Source organism: Faunimonas pinastri, assembly GCF_900110915.1.
Taxonomy (GTDB): domain Bacteria; phylum Pseudomonadota; class Alphaproteobacteria; order Rhizobiales; family Afifellaceae; genus Faunimonas; species Faunimonas pinastri.
Genome location: NZ_FOFG01000003.1, coordinates 67919 through 90601 on the forward strand (window position 1 = coordinate 67919; position 22683 = coordinate 90601).

General features: G+C 64.7%; 20 protein-coding genes. 15 read left to right on the forward strand and 5 right to left on the reverse strand.

Annotated features, from left to right (window positions below; all coding sequences use genetic code 11):
• Nucleotides 1-12 precede the first annotated feature (12 nt).
• Nucleotides 13-792, reverse strand: a complete 780-nt coding sequence (locus BMY25_RS05775) for an SDR family oxidoreductase (protein WP_092495685.1) — start codon at nt 790-792, stop codon at nt 13-15.
• A gap of 164 nt (nt 793-956) precedes the next feature.
• Between BMY25_RS05775 and BMY25_RS05780 the strand changes: the two genes are divergently transcribed.
• From BMY25_RS05780 to BMY25_RS05815, 8 genes are all read left to right on the forward strand, one after another.
• Nucleotides 957-2081, forward strand: a complete 1125-nt coding sequence (locus BMY25_RS05780) for an NAD(P)-dependent alcohol dehydrogenase (RefSeq protein ID WP_092495686.1) — start codon at nt 957-959, stop codon at nt 2079-2081.
• Complete coding sequence (mhpA, locus tag BMY25_RS05785) at nt 2078-3757, forward strand: bifunctional 3-(3-hydroxy-phenyl)propionate/3-hydroxycinnamic acid hydroxylase MhpA (protein ID WP_092495687.1); 1680 nt, start codon at nt 2078-2080, stop codon at nt 3755-3757. Before BMY25_RS05780 ends, mhpA begins: the two co-directional genes overlap by 4 nt.
• Nucleotides 3754-4656 (forward strand): fumarylacetoacetate hydrolase family protein, encoded by a 903-nt coding sequence (locus BMY25_RS05790; protein WP_092495688.1) that lies wholly within the window; start codon nt 3754-3756, stop codon nt 4654-4656. Before mhpA ends, BMY25_RS05790 begins: the two co-directional genes overlap by 4 nt.
• 87 nt (nt 4657-4743) lie before the next feature.
• Nucleotides 4744-6042, forward strand: a complete 1299-nt coding sequence (locus BMY25_RS05795; RefSeq protein ID WP_092495689.1) for an ABC transporter substrate-binding protein — start codon at nt 4744-4746, stop codon at nt 6040-6042.
• A 78-nt stretch (nt 6043-6120) separates the two neighbouring features.
• Nucleotides 6121-7317 (forward strand): L-2-hydroxyglutarate oxidase, encoded by a 1197-nt coding sequence (gene lhgO / locus BMY25_RS05800; protein ID WP_092495690.1) that lies wholly within the window; start codon nt 6121-6123, stop codon nt 7315-7317.
• A 73-nt stretch (nt 7318-7390) separates the two neighbouring features.
• Nucleotides 7391-7840, forward strand: a complete 450-nt coding sequence (locus BMY25_RS21305) for an iron chelate uptake ABC transporter family permease subunit (protein WP_092495691.1) — start codon at nt 7391-7393, stop codon at nt 7838-7840.
• 285 nt (nt 7841-8125) lie between these two features.
• Entirely contained in the window at nt 8126-9553 is a 1428-nt protein-coding gene (locus BMY25_RS05810; RefSeq protein ID WP_092495692.1) for an amidase, read from the forward strand.
• A 30-nt stretch (nt 9554-9583) separates the two neighbouring features.
• On the forward strand, nt 9584-10294 hold the full coding sequence (locus BMY25_RS05815; protein WP_092495693.1) for a cysteine hydrolase family protein: 711 nt from the start codon (nt 9584-9586) through the stop codon (nt 10292-10294).
• 56 nt (nt 10295-10350) lie between these two features.
• On the opposite strand, the gene BMY25_RS05820 is transcribed toward BMY25_RS05815, so the two are convergent.
• From BMY25_RS05820 to BMY25_RS20375, 4 genes are all read right to left on the reverse strand, one after another.
• Complete coding sequence (locus BMY25_RS05820; RefSeq protein ID WP_092495694.1) at nt 10351-11754, reverse strand: amidase; 1404 nt, start codon at nt 11752-11754, stop codon at nt 10351-10353.
• Nucleotides 11755-11793: 39 nt separating this feature from the next.
• On the reverse strand, nt 11794-13218 hold the full coding sequence (locus BMY25_RS05825) for an amidase (protein ID WP_092495695.1): 1425 nt from the start codon (nt 13216-13218) through the stop codon (nt 11794-11796).
• A 1-nt stretch (nt 13219) separates the two neighbouring features.
• The gene (locus BMY25_RS05830; protein ID WP_092495696.1) at nt 13220-13420 is read right to left on the reverse strand and encodes a hypothetical protein; all 201 of its coding nucleotides are present in this window, start codon (nt 13418-13420) and stop codon (nt 13220-13222) included.
• Nucleotides 13421-13501: 81 nt separating this feature from the next.
• On the reverse strand, nt 13502-13738 hold the full coding sequence (locus BMY25_RS20375; RefSeq protein ID WP_143061889.1) for a hypothetical protein: 237 nt from the start codon (nt 13736-13738) through the stop codon (nt 13502-13504).
• 138 nt (nt 13739-13876) lie between these two features.
• Between BMY25_RS20375 and BMY25_RS05835 the strand changes: the two genes are divergently transcribed.
• From BMY25_RS05835 to BMY25_RS05865, 7 genes are all read left to right on the forward strand, one after another.
• Nucleotides 13877-15364 (forward strand): ABC transporter substrate-binding protein, encoded by a 1488-nt coding sequence (locus tag BMY25_RS05835; RefSeq protein ID WP_238858178.1) that lies wholly within the window; start codon nt 13877-13879, stop codon nt 15362-15364.
• Nucleotides 15365-15505: 141 nt separating this feature from the next.
• Nucleotides 15506-16462 (forward strand): ABC transporter permease, encoded by a 957-nt coding sequence (locus BMY25_RS05840; protein ID WP_092495697.1) that lies wholly within the window; start codon nt 15506-15508, stop codon nt 16460-16462.
• A gap of 31 nt (nt 16463-16493) precedes the next feature.
• Nucleotides 16494-17393 carry an ABC transporter permease gene (locus BMY25_RS05845; protein WP_092495698.1) on the forward strand — a complete coding sequence of 300 codons (900 nt, stop codon included), beginning with the start codon at nt 16494-16496 and terminating at the stop codon, nt 17391-17393.
• A gap of 14 nt (nt 17394-17407) precedes the next feature.
• Nucleotides 17408-18538: an ABC transporter ATP-binding protein gene (locus tag BMY25_RS05850; RefSeq protein ID WP_092495699.1), complete on the forward strand. Its 1131-nt coding sequence runs from the start codon at nt 17408-17410 to the stop codon at nt 18536-18538.
• The gene (locus BMY25_RS05855; RefSeq protein ID WP_238858179.1) at nt 18535-19581 is read left to right on the forward strand and encodes an ABC transporter ATP-binding protein; all 1047 of its coding nucleotides are present in this window, start codon (nt 18535-18537) and stop codon (nt 19579-19581) included. Before BMY25_RS05850 ends, BMY25_RS05855 begins: the two co-directional genes overlap by 4 nt.
• Before the next feature lie 72 nt (nt 19582-19653).
• Nucleotides 19654-21348, forward strand: coding sequence for an asparaginase domain-containing protein (locus BMY25_RS05860; protein ID WP_092495700.1), 1695 nt, complete (start codon nt 19654-19656; stop codon nt 21346-21348).
• 16 nt (nt 21349-21364) lie between these two features.
• On the forward strand, nt 21365-22327 hold the full coding sequence (locus BMY25_RS05865) for an acetamidase/formamidase family protein (RefSeq protein ID WP_092495701.1): 963 nt from the start codon (nt 21365-21367) through the stop codon (nt 22325-22327).
• Nucleotides 22328-22683: the final 356 nt, after the last annotated feature.

Consider the following 22683-nt stretch of genomic DNA (forward strand, 5'->3'; position numbering starts at 1 on the left):
GGTTGCGTTGCCTCAAACCAGGGAGGGATAGGAACCGCCATCGAGATGGAGGTTTTGACCGGACATGAAGCCCGCGAGATCGCTGCACAGGAAGGCGCAGGTGGCGCCGAACTCCTCGGGGCGGCCGAGGCGGCGGGCAGCGATGCTTTGCACCTGCTTTTCACGCGCCGCCTCGAAGGTGATGTTTTCCCGCTGGGCCTGCGCCTTCGCCATGAAGATCTGGCGATCGGTATCGATGCGCTCGGGCAGCATGTTGTTGATCGTAACGTTGTAGCGCGCCACGTCCAGCGAGATGGCCTTCATGGCCGCCGTGAGGCCGGCGCGCGGTGCGGATGAAAGGCTCATATGCGGGCGCGGCGTCGTCACCATCGCGGAGGTGATGTTGATGATGCGGCCGAACCGGCGCCCGATCATGCCGGGCAGCACGGCCTTGGTCAGCAGCAGCGGCGCGATCATGTTCTTCTCGAGCGCGACGGGCCAGTCCTCGTCCTGCGTGTCGAGAAACTGACGCGGCGACGGGCCGGCGCTGTTGTTGACCAGGATATCGGGATCGGGATTGGCCTCGACCAGCGCGTGCCGCCCTTCGGGCGAGGTGACGTCGCACGCGAGCCCGGTCGCCGAGCCCGGCGCGAAGCCGTTGATCTCCGCCACCGTCCGCACGACATCCGCTTCGTTCCGGCCGGTGATCAGCACCGTCACCCCTTCGCGGGCCAGCGCCTCGGCGCAGGCCTTCCCGAGCCCGCGGCTGGAACCGCATACAATAGCCGATCGTCCCTGCAGCTTCAGATCCATGCCCGGTTCCGCTGATATGTCCGTCTGCCGGCCTTGTTTCCACCGACCTCGGCAGCAAGCCACAAGGGTCTGGACAATGCAATAATAATCGATCATTTTCCAAATAGCGGATGATAATCGATCTATAACAAGGCCGCTGACCTGAGTTGAGGGAGCGAAACGCGATGCGCATCACGGCTGCACTGGCCCGTGCTGTTTCTGCGCCGATGTCGCTGGAAGCGGTGGAGCTGGACGCGCCACGGGCGGACGAGGTGCTGGTCCGGCTGGTGGCGACGGGGATCTGCCACACCGACATGGCGATGCGGGATCACAAGATCTACCCGATTCCGCATCCGGCCGTTCTCGGTCATGAGGGGGCCGGCGTGGTGGAGCAGGTCGGCTCCGCGGTCACCCGTGTCGCGCCCGGCGACCATGTCGTGCTGAGCTTCGGCTCCTGTGGAGCGTGCCCCGCCTGCGCGGACCATCGCCCGAGCTATTGCGAGCATTTCAACGAATACAATTTCCACGGCACGCGCGGGGACGGCACCACGCCGCTGCACCAGCACGGCCAGCCGGTCAGCTTCTTCCAGGCGCAATCCTCCTTCGCCACGCGAACCGTTTGCTCCGAGCGGAGCGTCATCAAGGTTCCGCCCGAGGCGCCGCTCGATCTTCTCTGCCCGCTCGGCTGCGCGGTGCAGACGGGGGCCGGGGGCGTCATCAACTCGCTGGGTCTCGCAGCCGGCCAGTCGATTGCCATCTTCGGCACCGGTTCGGTCGGGCTCTGCGCGCTGATGGCGGCGAAGATGCTCGGCGCGGGAACGATCGTCGCGATCGACCGCAGCGACGAGCGCCTCGCCTTGGCCCGGCGTCTCGGCGCGACCCACACCGTGAACACGGATCATGAGAGCGTGCCCGACGCGATGCGGCGCATCTCGGCCGCCGGCGTGGATTACACGTTCGAGACCACCGCCAACATGGCCCTGCTGCGGCAGGCGACCGAAATCCTTGCCCGGCGAGGCGTCTGCGGCTTCGTCGGCGGCATTCCGGCGGGAACCGAGGTCACGCTGGACGTGGAGCACATGATGACGGGCGGGCGGACATTTCGCGGCATCATCCTGGGCGACAGCGATCCGCAGGACTTCATTCCCCGCATGGCGGAGGCGATCGTCTCCGGTGCGTTCCCCATCGGTGAGATCGTTACGCGCTATCCGTTTTCGCAGATCAACAAGGCGATTGCGGACAGCCTGTCGGGAGAGACGGTCAAGGCGGTGCTTATGTTCGATACGGCCACCACGGAGGCCGCGGCATGACGAACATCGCTTCCTCCGCCATGGGCCGCACAGGGGCGGCTCCAATGTATGACGTGGTCATCCTGGGCTATGGTCCGGTCGGGGCCATTCTCGCCAACCAGCTCGGCCGCGACGGTCTTTCCGTGCTCGCCGTCGACCAGATGGCCGACATCTACGACAAGCCGCGCGCCATCAACATCGACCACGAGGTCATGCGCGTGCTTCAGTCGGTCGGCCTTGCCGATGCGATAGAACCGCTGACGCTGCCGCATCCCGGCACGGACTTCATCGGCCTCGGCAACCGCGTCATCAAGCGCTTCGAGCCCATCACGGCACCGTATCCGCTGCACTGGTCGCCGAACCTGATGTTTATCCAGCCGGAGTTCGAGCCGATCATCCGCGACGGCGCCAGGAGGTTTCCCAACGTGGAGGTGCGGCTCAGCACGCGGGCCCATGGCGTTGAGCAGGACGGCTCCGGTGTCCGCGTCAGCCTGAAGGGGCAGGGGGAGGGCGCAGGCGAAACCGTGACGGGGCGTTATCTCGTGGCTTGCGACGGAGCGACGAGCCCGACGCGCAAGCAGCTCGGGATCACGCAGGACAGTCTCGATTTCGACGAATGGTGGACGGTGATCGACGCGTGGCTTCTGCGCGACACGCCGCTGCCCCGGCGAACCACCCAGTTCTGCCTTCCGGAGGCTCCCACGACCTATGTCGTCGGGCCGAAGAACCTGCGCCGCTGGGAGCTCAAGCTGATGCCCGGCGAGACGCCGCAGGATTTCGACGATCCGGAAAAGGTGAAGGCGCGGCTGAAGCCCTTCGTCGACCCGGAGGCGCTGGATATCTGGCGTGTCGCCACCTACCGGTTCCACGCCCTTGTGGCGCATCACTGGAAGAAGGGCCGCGTTTTCCTCGCCGGCGACGCGGCGCACCAGATGCCGCCCTTCATGGCGCAGGGCCTGTGTTCCGGCGTGCGTGACGCGGCCAATCTCGGTTGGAAGCTGAGCAACGTCATTCGCGGGCACCTGCCGGAAGCGATCCTCGACACCTACGAGACGGAGCGGAAGCCACATATCCGGCAATTGGTGGAAACCACCAAGCAACTGGGCGAGATCATCGGCGAGCTGGACGTCGAGGCCGCTCGCCGGCGCGACCGGGAACTCGGGGATGCCCTGGATAGCGGGCGCGCCATCACGGTGCGCCAGAAGCTTATCCCCGACCTGACATCCGGCATCATCGCCAATGGGCCAGACGGTCGCCCAGCCCCAATGGCCGGGACGCTGTTTCCGCAGCCCAGGGTGCGGGACGGGACGGGACGCCCGGTGCTTCTCGACGATCTCGCCGCCGAACGCTTCCTTCTGGTGACCGTCGGCCCCGCGACGGCGGAAGCCGGTGGCTGGGATCATCCCGTTCTCGATCGGCTCGGGGCGGTCCGGCTGCAACTCGCCGGGGACGACGACCCGGTAGAGAGCAGGCAGCAGGGCGTCGTTTTCGATGACGTCGGGTCCTTGCGCCGCTGGATCGCGGCGGCGGATGCGCGCGCGGTGCTGGTTCGGCCGGACAAGTACGTGTTCGGGATCGCGGCCGACCGGGACGAGTTCGAACGTCTCTGCGAAGCGCTGGAAAGCGACCTGTTCGGGGATGTGCGTCGGCCGGCCAGGCGGCTGCCCGTCGAAGAAACGCTGGGAGAAAACCTGTGAAGTTCGTCAGCCTTCGCTCCGCCGGCCGCATCGTTCCGGGCATCGTTGCCGGGGAGGAGATCGTCGACCTGTCGGACCGGTTCCCCGATCTCGTAAGCCTGATCGAAGGCGGTCCCGAGGCCCTCGACGTGGCAAGGGGCGCGATGGAAAGCCGGACGGTTTCCCGCATCGCGCTGGAGGGCGCGGAGCTGGTCGCGCCGATCACCCGGTTCCGGCGCGACGTGCTCTGCACCGGCTGGAACTACTGGGATCACTTCGAGGAAGGCCGCGCGGAGCGGCCGACGCAGGATCGTCCCAAGGCGCCGACCTTCTTCAACAAGAGCCCCGACACGGTCGTCGGCCCTTACGACCCGGTTGCCATCGACCCCAGCTTCTCCGAGACCTGGGATTACGAGGCGGAGCTGGCGCTGGTCTTCGGCAGGACGGCACGCTCGATTCCCGCAGGCGAAGCCTTCGCGCATGTCTTCGGTTATTGCCTGGCCAACGACGTATCCCAACGCGACCTGCAACGCCGGCACGGCGGCCAGTGGAACAAGGGCAAGAGCATCGACGGCACCATGCCGCTCGGCCCCATGCTCGTCACCGCCGACGAGATCGATCCGCAAGCCCTCCGCCTCCAGTGCATCCTCAATGGCGAGACGATGCAGGATGCGACCACGGCCCAGATGGCCTTCTCCATTCCCGAACTCATCGCCGAACTCTCCTTCGGCATGACGGTGCGCGCCGGAGACGTCGTGCTGACGGGAACGCCCAGCGGCGTCGGCCAGTCGCGCAAGCCCCCGGTCTTCCTCAGGGATGGCGATGTGATGGTCACGCGCGGGGAGGGGATCGGCGAAATGCGCAACCTTGTCCGGCAGGTGGATCTCCGTGGCCGCTCGGATGTGGACCTTGCGGCATGATCGCGGCACCGGCCGGCGAAGAATGAACGGTTTCGGCCGAACGAGAGCGAACAACGGCTCCGACAGGCAACCATGGGAGGAACTGAAATGACCAGCGACAGCGACAAAGGTGTCCGTACACCGCTTCTCGGCGACGCGACGCGGCGCACCGTTCTGAAGGGAGGCGCGGCTGCGATCGCCGCAGCGGGGGTTTTTCGGCCCGCCATCCTCCGGGCGGCCACGCCGGTGATCAAGATCGGCCATGTCAGCCCGCAGACCGGGCCGATGGCGGGCTTTGCGGATTCGCAGGCCTTCGTGCTGGACGGGATCCGCAAGTACCTGAAGGACGGCCTGCAGATCGGCGGCAAGACCTATCAGGTCGACATCATCACCAAGGATTCGCAGACCGACCAGTCGCGGACGGCCGAGGTGGCGTCCGACCTGATCCTCAAGGACAAGGTCAACATCATCACGGGATCGAGCGGTTCGATCGACACCAACCCCGTGGCCAACCAGGCCGAGCTCAACGAAGTGCCGTGCATCACCACGGACAATCCGTGGGAATCCTATTTCTACGGCCGCAACGGCGATCCCAAGACCGGCTTCGACTACACCTACCACTTCTTCTGGGGTCTCGATGACGTGCTGGCGGCCTTCACGGGCCTTTGGAAGACACAGGACACCAACAAGGTCGTCGGCATCCTGTTCAACACCGCCCAGGACGACGTGAGCTGGCATAACGCCTTCATCCCGACCATCCAGAAGGCCGGCTTCAAGACCGTCGATCCCGGCATGTTCCCGGCCTTCGGCAACGACTTCACGCCGCAGATCACGATGTTCAAGAAGGCCGGCGTCGAGATCGTGACGGGCAACCTGTTCACACCCGATTTCGCGACCTTCTGGACGCAGTGCGCCCAGCAGGGTTTCAAGCCGAAGATCGTCACGCTGGGCAAGGCATTCCTGTTCCCGACCGACGTGGCCGCTCTGGGCGAGCGGGCGCTGAACGTCACCTGCGAACTCTGGTGGTCGCCGAGCTATCCCTACGTCTCCAGCCTGACCGGCATGAACGGCCACCAGCTGGTATCGGCCTACGAGGCGCAGACCGGCCGGCACTGGACGGCGCCGACCCCGTTCAAGCACGCGCTCTTCGAGGTGGTGATCGACGTCCTCAAGCGGACGGAGGACGTGACCGATCCGGAATCGATCCTGAAGGCGATCAACGGGACCAACCTGAAGACGATCGTGGGGCCGGTGAAATGGCCGGGGCCGCAGCTCAAGAACATCTCGCCGACGCCGGTGGTTGCCGGGCAGTGGCAGAAGCACGGCGACCGGCTCGATGTCGCCATCGTCAACAATGGCGCCTTCCCGGACATTCCGGTGGATTCGCCGCTTCTCCCGCTGGCGTGAGGTCGGCATGGCGATGGGCGGAAGTCACGCGGTCTCCCGGAGAAGACGGAAACCCAGCGAAGGGAACCGCATCCTCCCATGACCTATGAGCATATCGTCATCGGCGGCGGCATCGTCGGCCTTGCCACCGCCGTCGAACTCGCGACCTCGCAACCCGGGCGGCAGGTGCTGCTCCTGGAAAAGGAAACCCGGCTCGGCCTGCACCAGACCGGGCACAACAGCGGCGTCATCCATGCCGGGATCTACTACAAGCCGGGCAGTCTGAAGGCGGATCTCTGCCGGCGGGGTGCCGAAGCCACGAAGGCCTTCTGCCGGGAGCATGGCATTCCGTTCAAGACGCCGGGCAAGCTCGTCGTCGCGACCAATGCAGACGAGCATGTCCGCCTGCGTGCCCTGCAGGCGAACGCGAAGGAGAACGGGATCGACGTCGAGTATCTCGACGCGACGGAACTCACGGCCCGCGAACCCGATATCATCGGGGTAGGCGCGCTCCGGGTGAAGGCGTCCGGCATCGTCGATTACCGGCGCATCTGCGACGTGCTTGGGAACAGGCTGCGTGAACTGGGCGGCACGATCATGCTCGGCATCAACGTGGACGCCATCACCGAAACGTCCGGCGAGGTGGTGGTCGAGGCGGGCTCACGGCAGTGGCGGGCGCGGCAGCTGGTCGCCTGCGCCGGTCTGCAATCGGACCGGCTCGCCCGGCTGGCCGGCTTGCCGATCGAGCACCAGATCGTGCCGTTCCGGGGGGAATATTACGACGTGGCGCCTGCCAGGCGCGGCATCGTCCAGCACATGATCTATCCGGTGCCGGACCCGGCCATGCCGTTTCTCGGCATTCACCTGACGCCGATGATCGACGGCGGCCTCACGGTCGGTCCGAACGCGGTACTGGGACTGGCGCGCGAAGGATATGGCCGCCTGTCCGTGTCGGTCGGAGACGTCGCGGATTATCTTCGGTTCCCCGGGTTCTGGAAGGTGATCGCCAGGCATTGGCGGTCGGCCCTGACGGAGGGTCGGAACTCGCTCTCGAAGGCAAGCTATCTGGCGGAATGCCGTAAATACTGCCCGAGCCTCGAACTCGACGATCTGCTGCCCCGCGAGGCCGGCATCCGGGCGCAGGCGGTGATGCGGAACGGCACGCTCGTGCACGATTTCCTGTTCCTGCAGAGCCCCCGCATGCTCCACGTCTGCAACGCCCCGTCACCCGCCGCGACGGCGGCGTTGCCGATCGCCCAAATGATCGCGGAAAGAGCCAGATCCAAGCTCGACTGAGACTGCCGGTCCGGCCTGAAGTTCACGCCCAACCTGGACGGCCGCTTCGAAGATCACCAGCTCTCAGCCAGCAATGTTATCAGAGATCGGACAATCACTGCCAAGGTGTCGGACGGAAGTTCTTCCGGGCGTTTCGAGCTTGGAAAAGCTCCAATCTAGCAACATTGCGGAGCCGCTGTTTCCGCCGGGTGTGGCGACCACAACCGCGCTCGGCGTGGGGCTTCGGGGCAGCCAGATGAGCGTGCTTCTTCTGGCGGCTCTGCTGACTGCCGACGGCACGCTGATCGTCGGTCCCATGAGCTTCATCGGTTTGATGGCACCGCATCTGGCGGATATGCCGGGACTGCGGCACCTGGCTCTGCAGATGCTTGGCGCCGCGTTGCTCGGCGCGCTCCTGCTGGTCATCGCCGACTGGGTCGGCCGCATGGTGCTCTTCCCCAACGAACTTCCCGCCGGCCTTGTCGTGACGCTGCTCGGCGCTCCCTGTTTCATTTGCCTCATGCGCCGCGAACAGGGCCGTTAAGCTCTTTGGGCTCCCTCATCATGTAGCCGGTTCCAATGGCAACGCTCATCGGCGTCGCCGGTCCCTCTATGCCGCCCGTGGCTTTCGCAAGCACCCGAGGGCGGTTCGTACGCCTCAAAGTTAATCAGATGATGCCGATAAGGGACATAGTCCGTGCGCATAGCAGGAGATGCCCGGAATTCGCGCTTCCCTGCCGTACATTTGATCTTGCCGCTTTGCCCTGTCGCCGTCCCATAATTGCATCCGGACAGCGAAGACAATCCAAGCACTGCGGTGGGGGATGCGATGCGAACGTCTGCAATTCCGTTTTCAACACTGACCGACATTTCGGAGAAGATCCGGCTCGGTGAGGTTTCACCTGTCGAGGTTACGTCGGTTCTTCTGGACCGGATCGAGGATCTCGACGGCAACCTCAAGAGCTACACGACTGTGCTTGGAGAACGCGCAATGACGAAGGCGTGCGAGGCGGAGGCGGATATCCGCCGCGGCTTCTGGAAGGGGCCACTCCACGGGGTGCCGATCGCGGTCAAGGATCTCTGCTATACGACCTATGCCCCGACGTCGGCGGGCATGCACATCCACCGCGATTTCGTGCCGCCCTTCAACGCCACCGTCGTGGATCGGCTGGAGCGGGCGGGCGCGATCATCCTGGGCAAGCTGACCATGACGGAAGGCGCCTTTGGCGGGCACCACCCGCAGATGAAAACGCCGCTCAATCCCTGGCATCCGGAATACTGGACGGGCGCATCCTCCAGCGGCTCGGGTGCGGCGACGGCGGCCGGTCTCTGCTACGCCAGTCTCGGCTCCGATACCGGCGGTTCGATCCGGCTGCCCTCGACAGCCTGCGGCCTGACCGGCGTAAAGCCGACCTTCGGCCGGGTCAGCCGCCATGGCGTCTTCCCCTTGGCGGAGTCGCTCGACCATATCGGCCCGATGACCCGCACGGCGGCGGACGCGGCGGTCATCCTCGGCGTCATTGCCGGCGAGGATCCCGGCGATCCAACGAGCCTCGCGGCGCCCGTCCCGGATTATCTCGGCGGCCTGAATGCGCCGATCCGGGGCATTCGGGTCGGCATCGATGAGGAATACGTCTTTGGCGGCGTCGATCCGGCGGTGCAGAGGGTCGTTCGGGATGCCATGGACGCGCTGTCCTCGCTCGGCGTGCGCTTCGTGCCCGTCAGGTTCCCCGAACACGAGGCGGTCGTTTCCGGCTGGAAGAGCGCCTGCTCGCTGGAAACCGCAATCGCTCACGAGGCGACCTATCCGGCACAGGAATCCGCCTATGGGCCGATCCTTAAGGGGCTGATCGATCACGGCCGCAAGCTGACGACGTTCGATTACGGCAAGCTCACGCTGGAGCGAATGAACTTCTGCGGGGCGCTGAAGAAGGTGTTCGAGGATGTCGATCTCCTGATCGCCCCGGTGATCCCGATGATGACGCCGAAGGCCGCCGACCTGCCCGCGATCATGGCCGAGGATGTCGGCAGGCTCGGCCGCTTCACCGGGCCGTTCAACATGAGCGGCAGCCCGACGGTCACGCTGCAGGGCGGGTTCGATCCCGGCGGCCTGCCTGTCGGCTTCCAGCTTGTCGGCCGTCACCTGGCCGAGGACCTGCTGCTCCGCGCCGGGCACGCCTTCCAGGGGGCCACCGACTGGCACACCCGTCATCCCGAACTCGTGCCGGCGGCCACGCCGGCGCTTGAGATTGCCTGATCAGCCATCCGTTCCGGAAGGGAGAAGAGCATGCACAAGATCGAGATACCGGCCGAGATCATCGAGCGCTCGAAGAGGATCCGCGGATCGCAGCCGCACTTCCTGGACAAGATCGACCTGGCGCGCACCGCGCATGTGATCGTGGACCTCCAGAACGGTTTCATGGAGGAGGGTGCTCCCGTGGAGGTGCCGACGGCGCGAGAGATCGTCGGCAACGTGAACCGCATCTGCGAGGCAGTGCGCGAGGCCGGCGGGCTCAACGTCTTCCTGCGCTACACCTATGATCCCGGGGAGAAGCTGACCTGGACCGCCTTCTATTCCGATTATTCGCAGCCAGACCAGTTCGCGATGATGAAGGAGGCCTTCACGGAGGGTGCGCACCACTTCGAGCTCTGGCCGGAACTGGACGTGCAGGCCGACGATCTCATCGTCAACAAGACGCGCTTCAGCGGCATGATCCCCGGCACCTGCGACCTGCACGACCTCCTGCGTAAACGGGGAATCGACACGCTGATCATCACGGGCACGCTGACGAATTGCTGCTGCGAATCCACGGCCCGCGACGCCATGCAGATGAACTACAAGATCATCTTCGTGGCGGACGGGAACGCCGCCATTACCGACGCGGAACACAATGCGACGCTGAGTAACATGAAGGCGATCTTCGCCGACGTTATGACCACGGACGAGGTGGTCGCCGTGGTCGAGAACAATCGCCTGCTGCAATCCTCGGCGGCTTGACGAAAGAGGGGAGCGGTTTGGCCGCTCCCCTCCTGTTTTCTCAGGGCCAGGCCGGCTCAGGCCAATGGCGGGCGGCGCGTGTGCCAGTCTGTCATCTGCTGGTAGGCGTGCGCGGCGCGTAGCAGGACGCCTTCCGAGCAATGTGCACCGACGAGCTGGAACGCCACGGGATTGCCGTCCGGCGTGAAGCCGCAGGGCAGGGTAACCGTGGGATTGCGCGAGGCGTTGATCGGCGAAGTGAACTTCATCAGAGCGCGCATATCGTTCTCGACCAGGTCGGCCACTTCCGACCATGTCGGCGAGCCCCGCATGAAGACTGGAATGATCACTGCATCGACCTTGGTGAAGAGCCGCGCCATCCGGCCGCGGAATTTGTCGCGCTCGATCATCGCCCGGCCGAGCTGCACCGGGTCGGCATTGCGCCCGCTTTCGATCATCTTGGCGATAGCCGGACCGTATCGCTCCGCCTGGCCCGGATAGCTCCCCTCGTGCGCCACGGCCAGTTCGACGCCGATCAGGTTCATGGAGGGGTCGAGCACGAGACCGGGATCGGGGAACTCGACATCGCGCAACTCCGCGCCAAGCTCCGCGAAGATCGCCGCGGCCGCTTCGATCTGCGCGATCATCGCGGGATCGGCGTCCTCGCTGTTGAAGCCCCAGTCGACGCCGATCGTCAGCGCGCGGGCGCCATAGACGCCCTGGAGATCGCCGAGATAATCCGGGACCGGATCGGAGAGGCTGGTCGGGTCGTTTTCGTCGTAACCGGCGATAGCGCGAAGGACGGTCGCGGAGTCGGCCGCAGAGCGCGTCATCGGGCCGACCGTGTCGTAGGAAGCGCCGAGGTCGAAGACGCCGTAGCGGCTGACGCGGCCCCAGGTGGGCTTCACCCCGGTCAGCGCGTTGCAGGCGGATGGAAAGCGGATCGAGCCGCCGGTGTCGGAGCCGAGACTGGCGTAGCAGAGGCCGGCCGCCGTCGCGACGCCGGAGCCGGAGGAGGAAACGCCAGTCCAAAGGTCGGAATTCCAGGGATTGCGCGGGGGCGGCATCTCCGGATGGTGCTCCAGCGTCGCGCCCTCCGTCATGTGCAGCTTGCCCAGGATGATCGCACCGGAATCGCGCAGGCGCTTCACGACGGTCGCGTCGTAATCCGGCACCCAGTTGCGGTTGATCGCCATGCCTGCGCTGGTCGGGATGCCCTTGGTATAGCAGAGGTCCTTCACGGCGATGGGTATCCCGTGCAGCGGGCTGCGGTAGCGCCCCTGCATGATCTCGGCCTCTGCTTCCCTCGCCTGCTCAAGGGCGAGGTCCGCCGTCACGGTCGTGTAGGACTGGAGTTCCGGCTCAAGCTTCTCGATTCGTGCCAGGATGGCCTGCGTGACTTCGACCGGCGAGAGACGGTGGGCCTTGATGTCGATCGCGACATCGGTGAGTTGCCGGTAGTGCAGTTCGGGACTTTCCAAGGTGATTCCTCCTGGATCGTTTGCGCAGGCGAGTTGCGCCTAACTGGCCAGCTTCATGTCCAGCCGGGGATGGGCCGGGATCGCTTTCGCCGCGGCCTCATAGGCGGCGCCGATGCGGAAGACCGTCGGTTCGTCGAATGGGCGACCGACGATCTGCATGCCCAGCGGCAGGCCGCTTGCGGGCGAGAGACCCGTCGGGAGCGCCATGGCTGGATTGCCGGTGACGTTGAAGGGAATCGTCTGCATGCCCGCCCATCGCGTGGCGTCGCGTCCGAAGGAATCGAAACGCGCGGCCGTGGCGAGGCCGGTCGCGGTGATGATGGCGTCGTGCGTCCCGAGGATCTGGTCGTTGACCACGGCCGTCAGCTCCTTGCGCAGCCGGAAGGCCTGCACGAGATCGGCCGCCGACAGCACCGCGCCCGGCGCGAAGCGCTGATAGGTATAGCGGCCATAGTCGAGCGGCCGCGTCTTCAGGTCCTTCTCGTGGATCGCATAGGCTTCCGCCGTCAGGATCACGCGGCCGCAGGCATTGAAGAGGTCGAAGGCGGGGAGGTCGATCTCCACGACATCAGCGCCGAGTTGGGCGATCGTCTGCACGGCCGCGTCGATCGATGCCACGACTTCCGCCGTCGCTTCCGGCGCGTTGACGTAAAAGCTGCGGGGAAATGCGATGCGGAGGCCCTTCAGGTCCTGCCCCAGTCCGGTCGTGAAATCCGGCACGGGCACGTCGGCGCTGGCCGGATCCAGCGGATCGTAGCCGGCGATGACCTGCATCGTGAGCGCGGCATCCTCCACGGACCAAGTGAGCGGCCCGCAATGGTCGAGCGTATAGGACAGCGGGAACACGCCACGGCGGGAGACGCGCCCGTAAGTGGGCTTGATGCCGACCGTGCCGCAATAAAATGCCGGGCCGCGGATGGAGCCGCCGGTGTCCGAGCCCATCGCCATCCGGCACATGCCGGCCGCGACCGCCGAGCCGGAGCCGGAGGAAGAGCCGCCGGTGAAATGCTCGACGTTCCAGGGGTTCTTCGCCGGGGGAAAGGGCAAATCGTGGCTCGGGCCACCGATCGCGAACTCGAAGGTTCCGAGCTTGCCGAGAAGCACGCCACCACCCGCCTTGAGCTTCCCTGCCACCACGGAATCGGAGGCGGGGATATTCTCGATCAGCAGCTTGGAATGCCCGGTCGTGCGGATGCCTGCGGTGTCGTAGATGTCCTTCAAGCCGTAGGGAATGCCGTGCATCGGCCCCTTGTCGATGCCCTGTCCAAGTTCGGAATCCGCCCGCCCGGCATCGTCCAACGCCCGTTCTCCCGTAACGAGCACGAAGGCATGAAGCACCGGATCGAGGTCGGCGATGCGGGAAAGCGCATGCTCGGTCAGCTCTTTCGAGGTGACGTCGCCCGCCCGCAGCGCAGCACCGGCTTCGGCGATGGAGAGTTCGTGAAGAGGCTTGGTCGCCGCCATATCAGCTCCTCCTGATCAGGCTGAAGATGTTGGAGGGTTCGCTGGCCGCCGTTCGCGGCTGCCGCAGCAGTTGGGTCACCTGCTTGAGGTCACGGGCGGCAGCGTAAACGCCGGCTTTCAGGTCGTCGGGGATCATCAGTTCGGACGCACGGAAGATCACGTCCAGATCGCTGTCGGAAAGAGGGGTTCGTTCGGAGTCCATGGCCACGCTCCTGGTGGATGAATATTGCGAACGAACCGAAGCGTAGGAGGAGATCACAAACTGTGCGTGCCGAAAGATTCCTCAATAGCAGCAAAAAATTGCCGCACCGATGTTGGGGAGGGCGCAGGCGCTCATGCCCGCCAGCATGACCTCGCCGAAAATCCAGAAGAAATCGCGGCGGAGGCGGAAGGCAATCTTTGATAAACTGCCTAGATGTTGGGCTTCTGCTTCTGGTTTGAGAGGTGATTCGAAAACCGCACTTGCGTTCCGTTTTCCTGCGGCGTGATCATGTTGTCTCCGTTCACGAGGAACTTGCATTCCCTGGCATCCGGAGACCTCTATATGCGTCGTTTATTTGGAATGAAGCGGATACCGGCGGTTCTGTTGACTGCCGCGACACTCGTCAGCGTGATGAGCTCTGTTCAGGCCAGAGCGGAGACTGTGGTCCGGGTTGCGATGACCGCAGCCGATATTCCGGATTGGACGGGTGTTCCTGACCAGGGCTACGAAGGATACCGTTTCCTCGGCTACACGCTTTATGACGGACTGACGAACTGGGACCTTTCCAGCTCCGACAAGGCGGCCGACATCGTTCCGGCGCTGGCGACGGCATGGCATGTCGATCCGGGGGACCACAAGAAATGGATCTTCGACCTCAGGGAGGGGGTGAAGTTTCATGACGGCTGCGCGTGGAACGCGGATGCCGCCGTCTGGAATTTCGATCGGGTGAACAGCAAGGATTCCAAGCAATTCAACCCGAAGCAGTTTTCCATGTCGCGGGGCTTCATGGACAACGTGGATCACGCCCAGAAAATCGACGACAGTCACATCGCGATCTACACCAAGATCGTCGACTCCTACCTGCCGTACGAGATGTCGACCTTCTTTCAGGTCTCCCCCTGCGCGGTGCAGAAGGCGAATTACGACTACACGGCCTACGCCGCCGCACCTGCGGGAACGGGACCCTATAAGTTCGACAAGGTGACGCCGCACGAGCGGATCGAGCTCGTGAAGAACGCCGATTACTGGAACAAGGATCGCGTGCCGAAGCACGACCGGCTGGTTCTGATCCCCATGCCGGAAGCGGCGACCCGCGCGGCAGCCCTGCTTTCCGGTCAGGTGGATTTCGTCGAGGCGCCGTCGCCCGACACCATCCCGCAACTGCAAAGCGCGGGCATGACAATCACCAAGGTGCCGTATCCGCATAACTGGAACTACCAGATCCGGCTGGACCGGCCGCCCTTCAACGATCTCCGCGTCCGCCAGGCGGCAAACTACGCCATCAACCGTGACGACTTCATCGAGCTGCTCGGCGGCTATGCCACGCCCGGCTACGGCGTCTTCATCGAGAGCCAGCCTTATTACGGCAATCCGATGAAGTACGAGTACGATCCTGAGAAAGCCAAGGAACTCCTGAAGCAGGCCGGCTGCTCGCCCTGCAAGATGACGATCGCCATCTCCACTTCGGGTTCCGGCCAGATGCAGCCGTTGCCTATGAACGAACTCGTCAAGGAGCAGCTGGAGGCGGTCGGCTTCCAGGTTACGCTTGTGCCGATCGACTGGAATTCGCTGATCGACGTCTTCATCGGCGGGCCCGACAAGTTCCCGCAGTATGACGGCATGAACTTCAGCCTCGCGCCGATCGACGCGAACCAGGGCCTGCTGAAGACGACGATGACCCGCTACATGAGCCCGCACGGCTCCAACTGGGGCAAGTACTCCAACCCCGAGATCGACAAGCTGGGCGAGCAGGCGCTGGCCACCTTCGACGAGGCCGAGCGCAACAAGATCATCGCCAAGATGCACGAGATCGCGGTCAAGGACGCGTTCGACATCTTCATCGTTCACGACCTCAACCCGCGTGCGCTCTCGCCGAAGCTCAAGGGCTTCGTACAGGCGCAGAGCTGGTTCCAGGATCTGACGCCGATCCAGGTCGTCCAATAGGCGAAGCGGCAGGGCGGCCTTGATGCCGCCCTGCTTCATCAGGGCGAACCAGTCGCCCGTCGAGCGGCAACCAGATTTGAAAGCCGGTAAGCGGAAGCCGCCCCGAAGAAACTGCCCGACAAACCAGGTCCGGAGGTTTTCATGTGGTTCTATGCTGCGCGGCGCATCGTGCTGACCATCCCGATCGCGCTCGGCGTCACCATCATCTGCTTCGCGCTGGTCTACATCGCCCCCGGCGATCCCATTGCCAGCCTGCTTCCCCCCAATGCGACCGCTTCGGACATCGCGCTCCTGAAGCACAGCTACGGCCTGGATAGGCCGATCCCGATCCAGTACCTGATCTGGCTCGGTCATGCCTTAACCGGCAATCTCGGGCGCTCCATCCAGAACAGCCAGCCTGTCGCTGGCGAGGTGCTCCGGGCGCTTTCCAACACGCTGCTGATCGCGATCCTCGCGGTACTGGTCGCCTTCTCCATCGCGCTGGTCCTCGGCATGCTCGCGGCCTACCGGGTGGGCAGCTGGGTCGACCGGCTTGCAACCGGTATCTCGGTGCTGGGCATCAGCGTGCCGAGCTTCTGGCTGGGCGTGGTGCTGGTCATCCTCTTTGCGGTGAAGCTGCACTGGCTGCCCGCCACCGGCATGGGTACGAGCGGATCGGAAAGCTTCAGCCTGTTTGAGTGGAAGCAGGCCAAGTTCGCGATCCTGCCGGTCGTCACCATGGCGCTCACGCCGCTCAGTATCATCATGCGGACGACGCGCTCCTCGCTGGCCGAGGTGCTGGGGCAGGATTTCGTGCAGACGCTCCGGGCCAAGGGCCTGGGCGAGATCGCTATCATGCGGCACGCGATCTGGAACGCCATGCCGCAGATCCTGGCGATGCTGGGCCTGCAGCTCGGCTATCTCCTCGGCGGCTCGATCCTGATCGAGACGATCTTCACCTGGCCGGGCACCGGATACCTCCTGAACAAGGCGATCCTGACCCGCGACATCCCGCTTCTCCAGGGCGCGATCCTGATCCTCGCAATGGCCTTCGTGGCGATCAACCTGGTCGTCGACCTCCTGCAAACCGTCGTGGACCCCCGCATCAAGCGGGCCTGACGACCCGGAAGGAGTTTCCGCTGTGACCGATATGACCGTTGGGTCCGGCTTCGACGCCGGACCGGTTCCCGAAAGAGCACCAGAGCAGCGCGTTCGGGGCTACTGGCAGACTGTGTGGCAGAAGCTGCGCTACGACTACGTCACGCTCTTCTTCATGGCGCTGATCGCCCTGATCATCCTGTCGGCCGTCTTCGCACCGTTGCTGGCGCCGATCGATCCCTACAAATCGAGCATGGTCTACCGGCTGAAGCCGATCGGCTACAAGCAGTTCATCCTGGGCACGGACGAGCAGGGCAGGGACATGCTTTCCCGCCTGCTCTACGGCGGTCGCGTCTCGCTGACGATGGGGATCGTGCCGGTGGTGCTTGCCACCTCCATCGGCGGTCTGCTCGGAGTTCTCGCCGGCTATCTCGGAGGGCGACCCAACACGATCATCATGCGCACCATGGACGTGTTCTTCGCGTTTCCCTCGGTGCTCCTGGCGGTGGCGATCTCCGGCAGCCTCGGCAACGGCATCCCGAACCAGCTCCTGACGCTCACGGTCGTGATGATCCCGCCGCTCTGCCGGGTGGCGGAAACGGCGACCAGCCAGATCCGTGGCATGGATTTCGTCGACGCGGCACGGGCTAGCGGCGCCTCGATGCCGTCGATCCTGTTTCGCCACGTGCTGATCAACGCGATCTCGCCGGTGCTGGTTTATGCCTCCACTCTGGTTTCCGCCTGCATCCTGCTCGCCTCCGGCCTGTCGTTCCTCGGCCTCGGCGTGCCGCCGCCCACGCCCGACTGGGGGCTGATGCTCTCCACGCTGCGCCAGGCGATCTATGTGCAGCCGCTGGTCTGTGCGCTGCCCGGCGTCGCCATCCTCATCACCTCCGTTGCCTTCAACCTCGTCAGCGACGGCCTCCGCCAGGCCATGGACGTCAAGGGCTAGCCAGGAGCAGACCGATGCGAAAAGCGAAATCTCCCCTGCAGACCGTGCCGCCGGGCCATCCCAACGACCGGGGTGGCAAGGCACAGCCGATGCTGATCGTGGAGGATCTGCGGAAGTACTTCCCGATCCATGCCGGTCCGCTCAATCGCAAGGTGGCCGAGGTGAAGGCCGTGGACGGGATCAGCTTCTCCGTCGTGAAGGGAGAAACGCTGGGCGTCGTGGGTGAATCCGGCTGCGGCAAGTCCACCATGGCAAGGCTGCTGATGCATCTGATGCCGAAGGACACCGGCCACCTCATCTTCGACGGCGACGCCGTCGCGGAGCCGACGGGTATCAGCCTTCGCGAGTTGCGTCGAAACCTGCAGATGGTGTTCCAGGACAGCTATTCCTCTCTCAACCCGCGCCTGCCCATCGAGGAATCCATCGCCTACGGCCCTTGCGTTCACGGCGCCAAGCGCGCGGAGGCCAAGGCAATCGCCCGTGATCTCCTGGAGAAGGTGGGGCTGAGGCCGGAACTGTTCGGCGCGCGCTATCCGCACGAACTCTCGGGCGGGCAGAAACAGCGCGTCAACATCGCCCGCGCTCTGGCGCTGAACCCGCGCATGCTGATCCTCGACGAGGCCGTCTCGGCGCTGGACAAATCCGTCGAGGCGCAGGTGCTGCAACTCCTCGGCTATCTCAAGCGCCACTTCAACCTGACCTATATGTTCATCTCCCACGACCTGCATGTCGTGCAGTACATCTCCGACCGCGTCCTGGTCATGTATCTCGGCCAGATCGTCGAGATCGGTCCTGTCGACGAGATCTACAACAGCCCCAGGCATCCCTATACGCGAGCGCTCCTGAACTCGCGGCTCAGCATGGATCCGGACGAACGGGTGGAAACGGCGCCGCTCGTCGGCGATCCGCCCAATCCCATCGATCCGCCATCGGGCTGCCGCTTCCGCACGCGTTGCCCCTTCGCCGAAGAGGTCTGCGCCGCCAACGCGCCGCCGCTCGGACGATCGAGCAGCCCGCTGGACCACCTCGCCGCCTGCCACATGGCGCATGAGGGCTCCGGCCACAGCCGCGCCAATCAGTCTCCCGCCATCCTGCGCCCGTCAATTCCCCCTGTAGCTGCCCCCGTTCAGAGGATTCACGCATGACCCTGATGGAAAGCTTCGGCTCCGCCGCCACCTTAGTTCCGCCGGCCGGTCGTCCGCTGGTGGAAGTTCGTGATCTCGGCGTCAGCTTCGTCAGTCGCGAGGCGACGGTGAAAGCAGTGAACGGTGTGTCGTTCGAGCTGATGCCGGGCGAGGTGCTCTGCATCATCGGCGAATCCGGCTCCGGCAAATCCGTCACCATGCGCTCGCTGATGCGGCTGCATCCGAAGCGTCGCACGGTGATGAGCGGCAGCATGAGGGTCGGGGACCACGACATCCTGTCCCTCAGCGACCGCGAGATGAACTCCATCCGGGGACGAACCGTCTCCATGGTCTTCCAGGAGCCGATGACGGCGCTGGATCCCGTCTACTCGATCGGCGACCAGATAGCGGAAACCGTGATGCGGCACGAGAAGTGCTCGCGGGCGGACGCCATGAAGCGGGCGCTGGAGCTCCTGGAGTTCGTCAAGGTGCCGTCGCCCGAACGGCGCCTCAAGGCGTTTCCGCACGAACTCTCCGGCGGCCTCCGCCAGCGCGCGATGATCGCGGTGGCGCTGTCGTGCCGTCCGAGCCTGTTACTGGCCGACGAGCCCACAACGGCGCTGGACGCGACGGTGCAGATCCAGGTGTTGATCCTGCTCCGCAAGCTCCAGAAGGAATTCGGCATGGCGATAATCCTCGTCACCCACGATCTCGGCGTCGCGGCGCAGATCGCCGACAAGGTGGCCGTCATGTACGCCGGGCGGATCGTGGAATACGGCAAGGTCCGCGACGTGCTGATGAACCCGGCGCATCCCTATACGCGCGGAATGCTGGCCTCCACCGTCCACGGGCAGGCGAAGAACACGGAGATCGAAACGATCCCCGGCAGCCCGCCTGATCTCCGCTTCCTGCCGCCGGGCTGCAGCTTCTCGCCCCGCTGCAAATACGTGCTGCCGGAATGCATCGCCGCCGTGCCGCCGCCGATCGCGAACGGGCCGGATCAAGTCGCGCGCTGCATTCGCGTCGGCGAACTGCCGCAGACGGTGCGGGCCGGAGTGGCCTGAGAAGCCCGTTCACGAGCGTGCCGGACGGTTACGTCGCCCGGCAGGACATCTCACGCCCCCACAGGATCCATCATGAACAGCAAAGTCCGGATCGCGCATCTGGCCGGTCCGACCGCCACGATCCAGAATACGCCGCCGCTCGTCACCTCCAACAAGGCGCGTGAGAAGCTCGGTCTGCCGCTCCTCAGCGACACCGCCGGCGCGCCGCACCGCTTCGATGCTCTGCGCGCCCAACGGCTGGCCGCTCCGGCGACGGTCTATGTCGAGCAGTTCTCCGCCCATCCGCTGGAATCGGACGCGGCCGAGCTTTACGGGCCGCCGGACGGCTATATCGACGCTGAGGGCCGCTTCAACAAGCAGCGAACCTCGGATGAGGACAAGCCTGTCTATGAAGTCCGGATCGGGCCGGAGGATGGTCTCTATCCGCTGCCCTACATGGCAGTGCAGAGTGATGGTTCGCCGTGGGAGGAGGAATGCGCCAGCCCCGGCGCGCCCGCAGCCAAGGCCAGGCAGGGTTTCTTTCCCGACGGGTCGCGCAGCTTCGAGGAGATCGACAGGCTTTCCGTCGGCGACCGCGGGGTTGCCGCCTCGATCTCCGCGCTGGCCGATGTCGACTTCTACCGGATCACGCCGCCCGGCGGCTACACCAAGGGGCTGCTTGCCGAAAAGCGCACTGACAAGGGCGCGGGCGATATTCCACCGGAGACACAGGGCAGGGATTTCTTTCCCTACAAGCCCTATCACCTCGCCGCCGCGCCCGTCCGCCCCAGCCTCGCGCGGACCACCAACATGGTCCAGGAGATCATGGCTAGCGGCGATTATGACGGCGCGGTCTGGACCCAGGGTAGTCCGCAGGTGGAGGAAACCGCCTACTGGATGAACCTGTTGATCGACACGACACTGCCGATCTGCGGCAACGCCGCACAGCGTCCGCACGGCCAGATCAGCAATGACGGACCGAAGAACATCGTCGATTCCGTGCAGTTCATCGCGTCGCGCGTCTGGGCGGACGCCGAGGGCCGAAACCGCGTGGGTGTGGTCGTCATCCAGGAGCAGCAGGTCTTCGCCGCGCGCGAGGTGATGAAGGTCGACGCACGACCGGGCGGCTACGTGGCGACGGGAGGCGGCGGCATTCTCGGCGCGGTCACACACCAGAACAAGCCTATCGTGCAATACGTGCCGGCGACGCGCCACACCTGGATGTCCGACGTGAATATCAGCCGACTGCCCGATACAGTGCAGGCGGTGAGGGCGACGGACGGAATATCCGAGTTCTTCGATCTGCCAATCAAGGATGCAGATGGCAATCTCGTTGAGAACGCCATCCCGTCGGTCTCCATCTCCAAGGACGGCAGCTATGCCTCGGAGGACTTCTTCGCCGATCCCGCCGACGAGAGCGATCTTGTCGCTGCGATCGACCGGAAACTGCGGCTCGGGCGGCTCGGCGGCTTCGTCATCGAGGGTCTGACGCCTTATGGCTCGATGACCTCCACGTCGCGGCAGGCCTTGCTGCTCGGCGCCGTCTTCCGTGGCTTGCCGGTCGTTCGCGTCGGTCGCGGCAGCCCGGAAGGCTTCGCGGATCCGCATCCGCATTTCATAGCCGGTTCCAATCTCACCTCCACGAAGGCGCGGATGCTACTGATGGCTGCATTGATGAAACTCGGTTCGCTGCCGATTGCGGGCGACCCCATGCAGCCGACCCGGGAAGAACGCGCTGCCACCGAGAAAGCCGTCGCAGCGTACCAGGCGATCTTCGACACACACTGACCAGGAGGACGAGCGGATGAATGCTGCAATCCCGCGAGAGGCAACGCACGTAGCCGCCACGGCCGAATCCGTCACCTGGGGCTTCTTCGATGCCGTCACAAAGCCGACCGTCACCGTCTCATCGGGCTCGGAGGTGGTGATCGACACGATTTCCGGCGACGAGCCCAATCTTCCGGACGATCCGAAGTTCGAGCTTCTGCCGGAGCACCGGGAGATCCTGAAGGGGCTGACGCAGGGACCCGGACCACATCTCCTGACCGGGCCCGTCGCTGTCGAGGGTCTGAAGGCCGGCGGCGTGCTGCAGGTGGAGATCCTCGACGTTCAGCTTCGCCAGAACTGGGGCTACAACGTCATCGTGCCGCTGCTCGGCACCTTGCCTGACGATTTCCCGAACTTCGTCCTGCATCATCTGCCCATCGATCGGGACGCCGGCATCGTCACGCTGCCCTGGGGCGGCAGGTTGGCGACAGCGCCGTTCTTCGGAGTGATGGGTGTCGCGCCGCCGCCGAACTGGCGTCGGATCACGACGACGATCCCGCGAGCGCATGGCGGCAACATGGACAACAAGGAACTGGTGCCCGGCACGACCGTCTATCTTCCCGCCTTCTGCGATGGCGGTCTGTTCTCGGTCGGTGACGGCCATGCGGTCCAGGGCGATGGCGAAGTCTGCATAACAGCCGTAGAGACCGCGCTCAGCGGGCGCTTCCGCCTGACGGCTCGCGACGACATGAGCCTTGCCATGCCACGCGCGGAAACGCCGACGCACTACATTACAATGGGCTTCGACGAGGATCTCGACGACGCGGTGAAGCAGGCGCTGCGGGACATGATCCGCTGGATAGGCGAAATCCGCGGGCTCTCGGCTGCCGATGCCTACACGCTTTGCAGTCTGGCGGCCGATCTCCGGGTAACGCAGACGGTCAACGTGGCCAAGGGCATCCACTGCATGCTGCCGAAAGGTGTACTGGTCCAGTCGTGATGCAAGAGCTTCCGTAGGACCGACGCTTTCCGGCGACTCCGGCCTGCGGGTTTTCGTCAGGAGTTCGCGTCTGCTTCCCCGCAATCTGACTGCTGGAAGGGGAGTTCCGGACGAGCTCGCGCATCGTGCTCGCTTTTCCGGTGTGTCGCGCGCAAGCCCTTCAGTTCGGTGCGCCAGATGAGGTCGTGGACGCCTCACGCTGTTTGTTGAGCGAGGACGGGATCTGTTTGAATGAGGGCGGCCCCGATGCGCCTGGTGATCGTGAAGGTCCTGGCGATGTTCAAGCCCGCGCTGCGACCCGAACTCATCCTATGAGCCCGATTGCAACGCGGCGAAATCGTGCAACGCACCCGCAA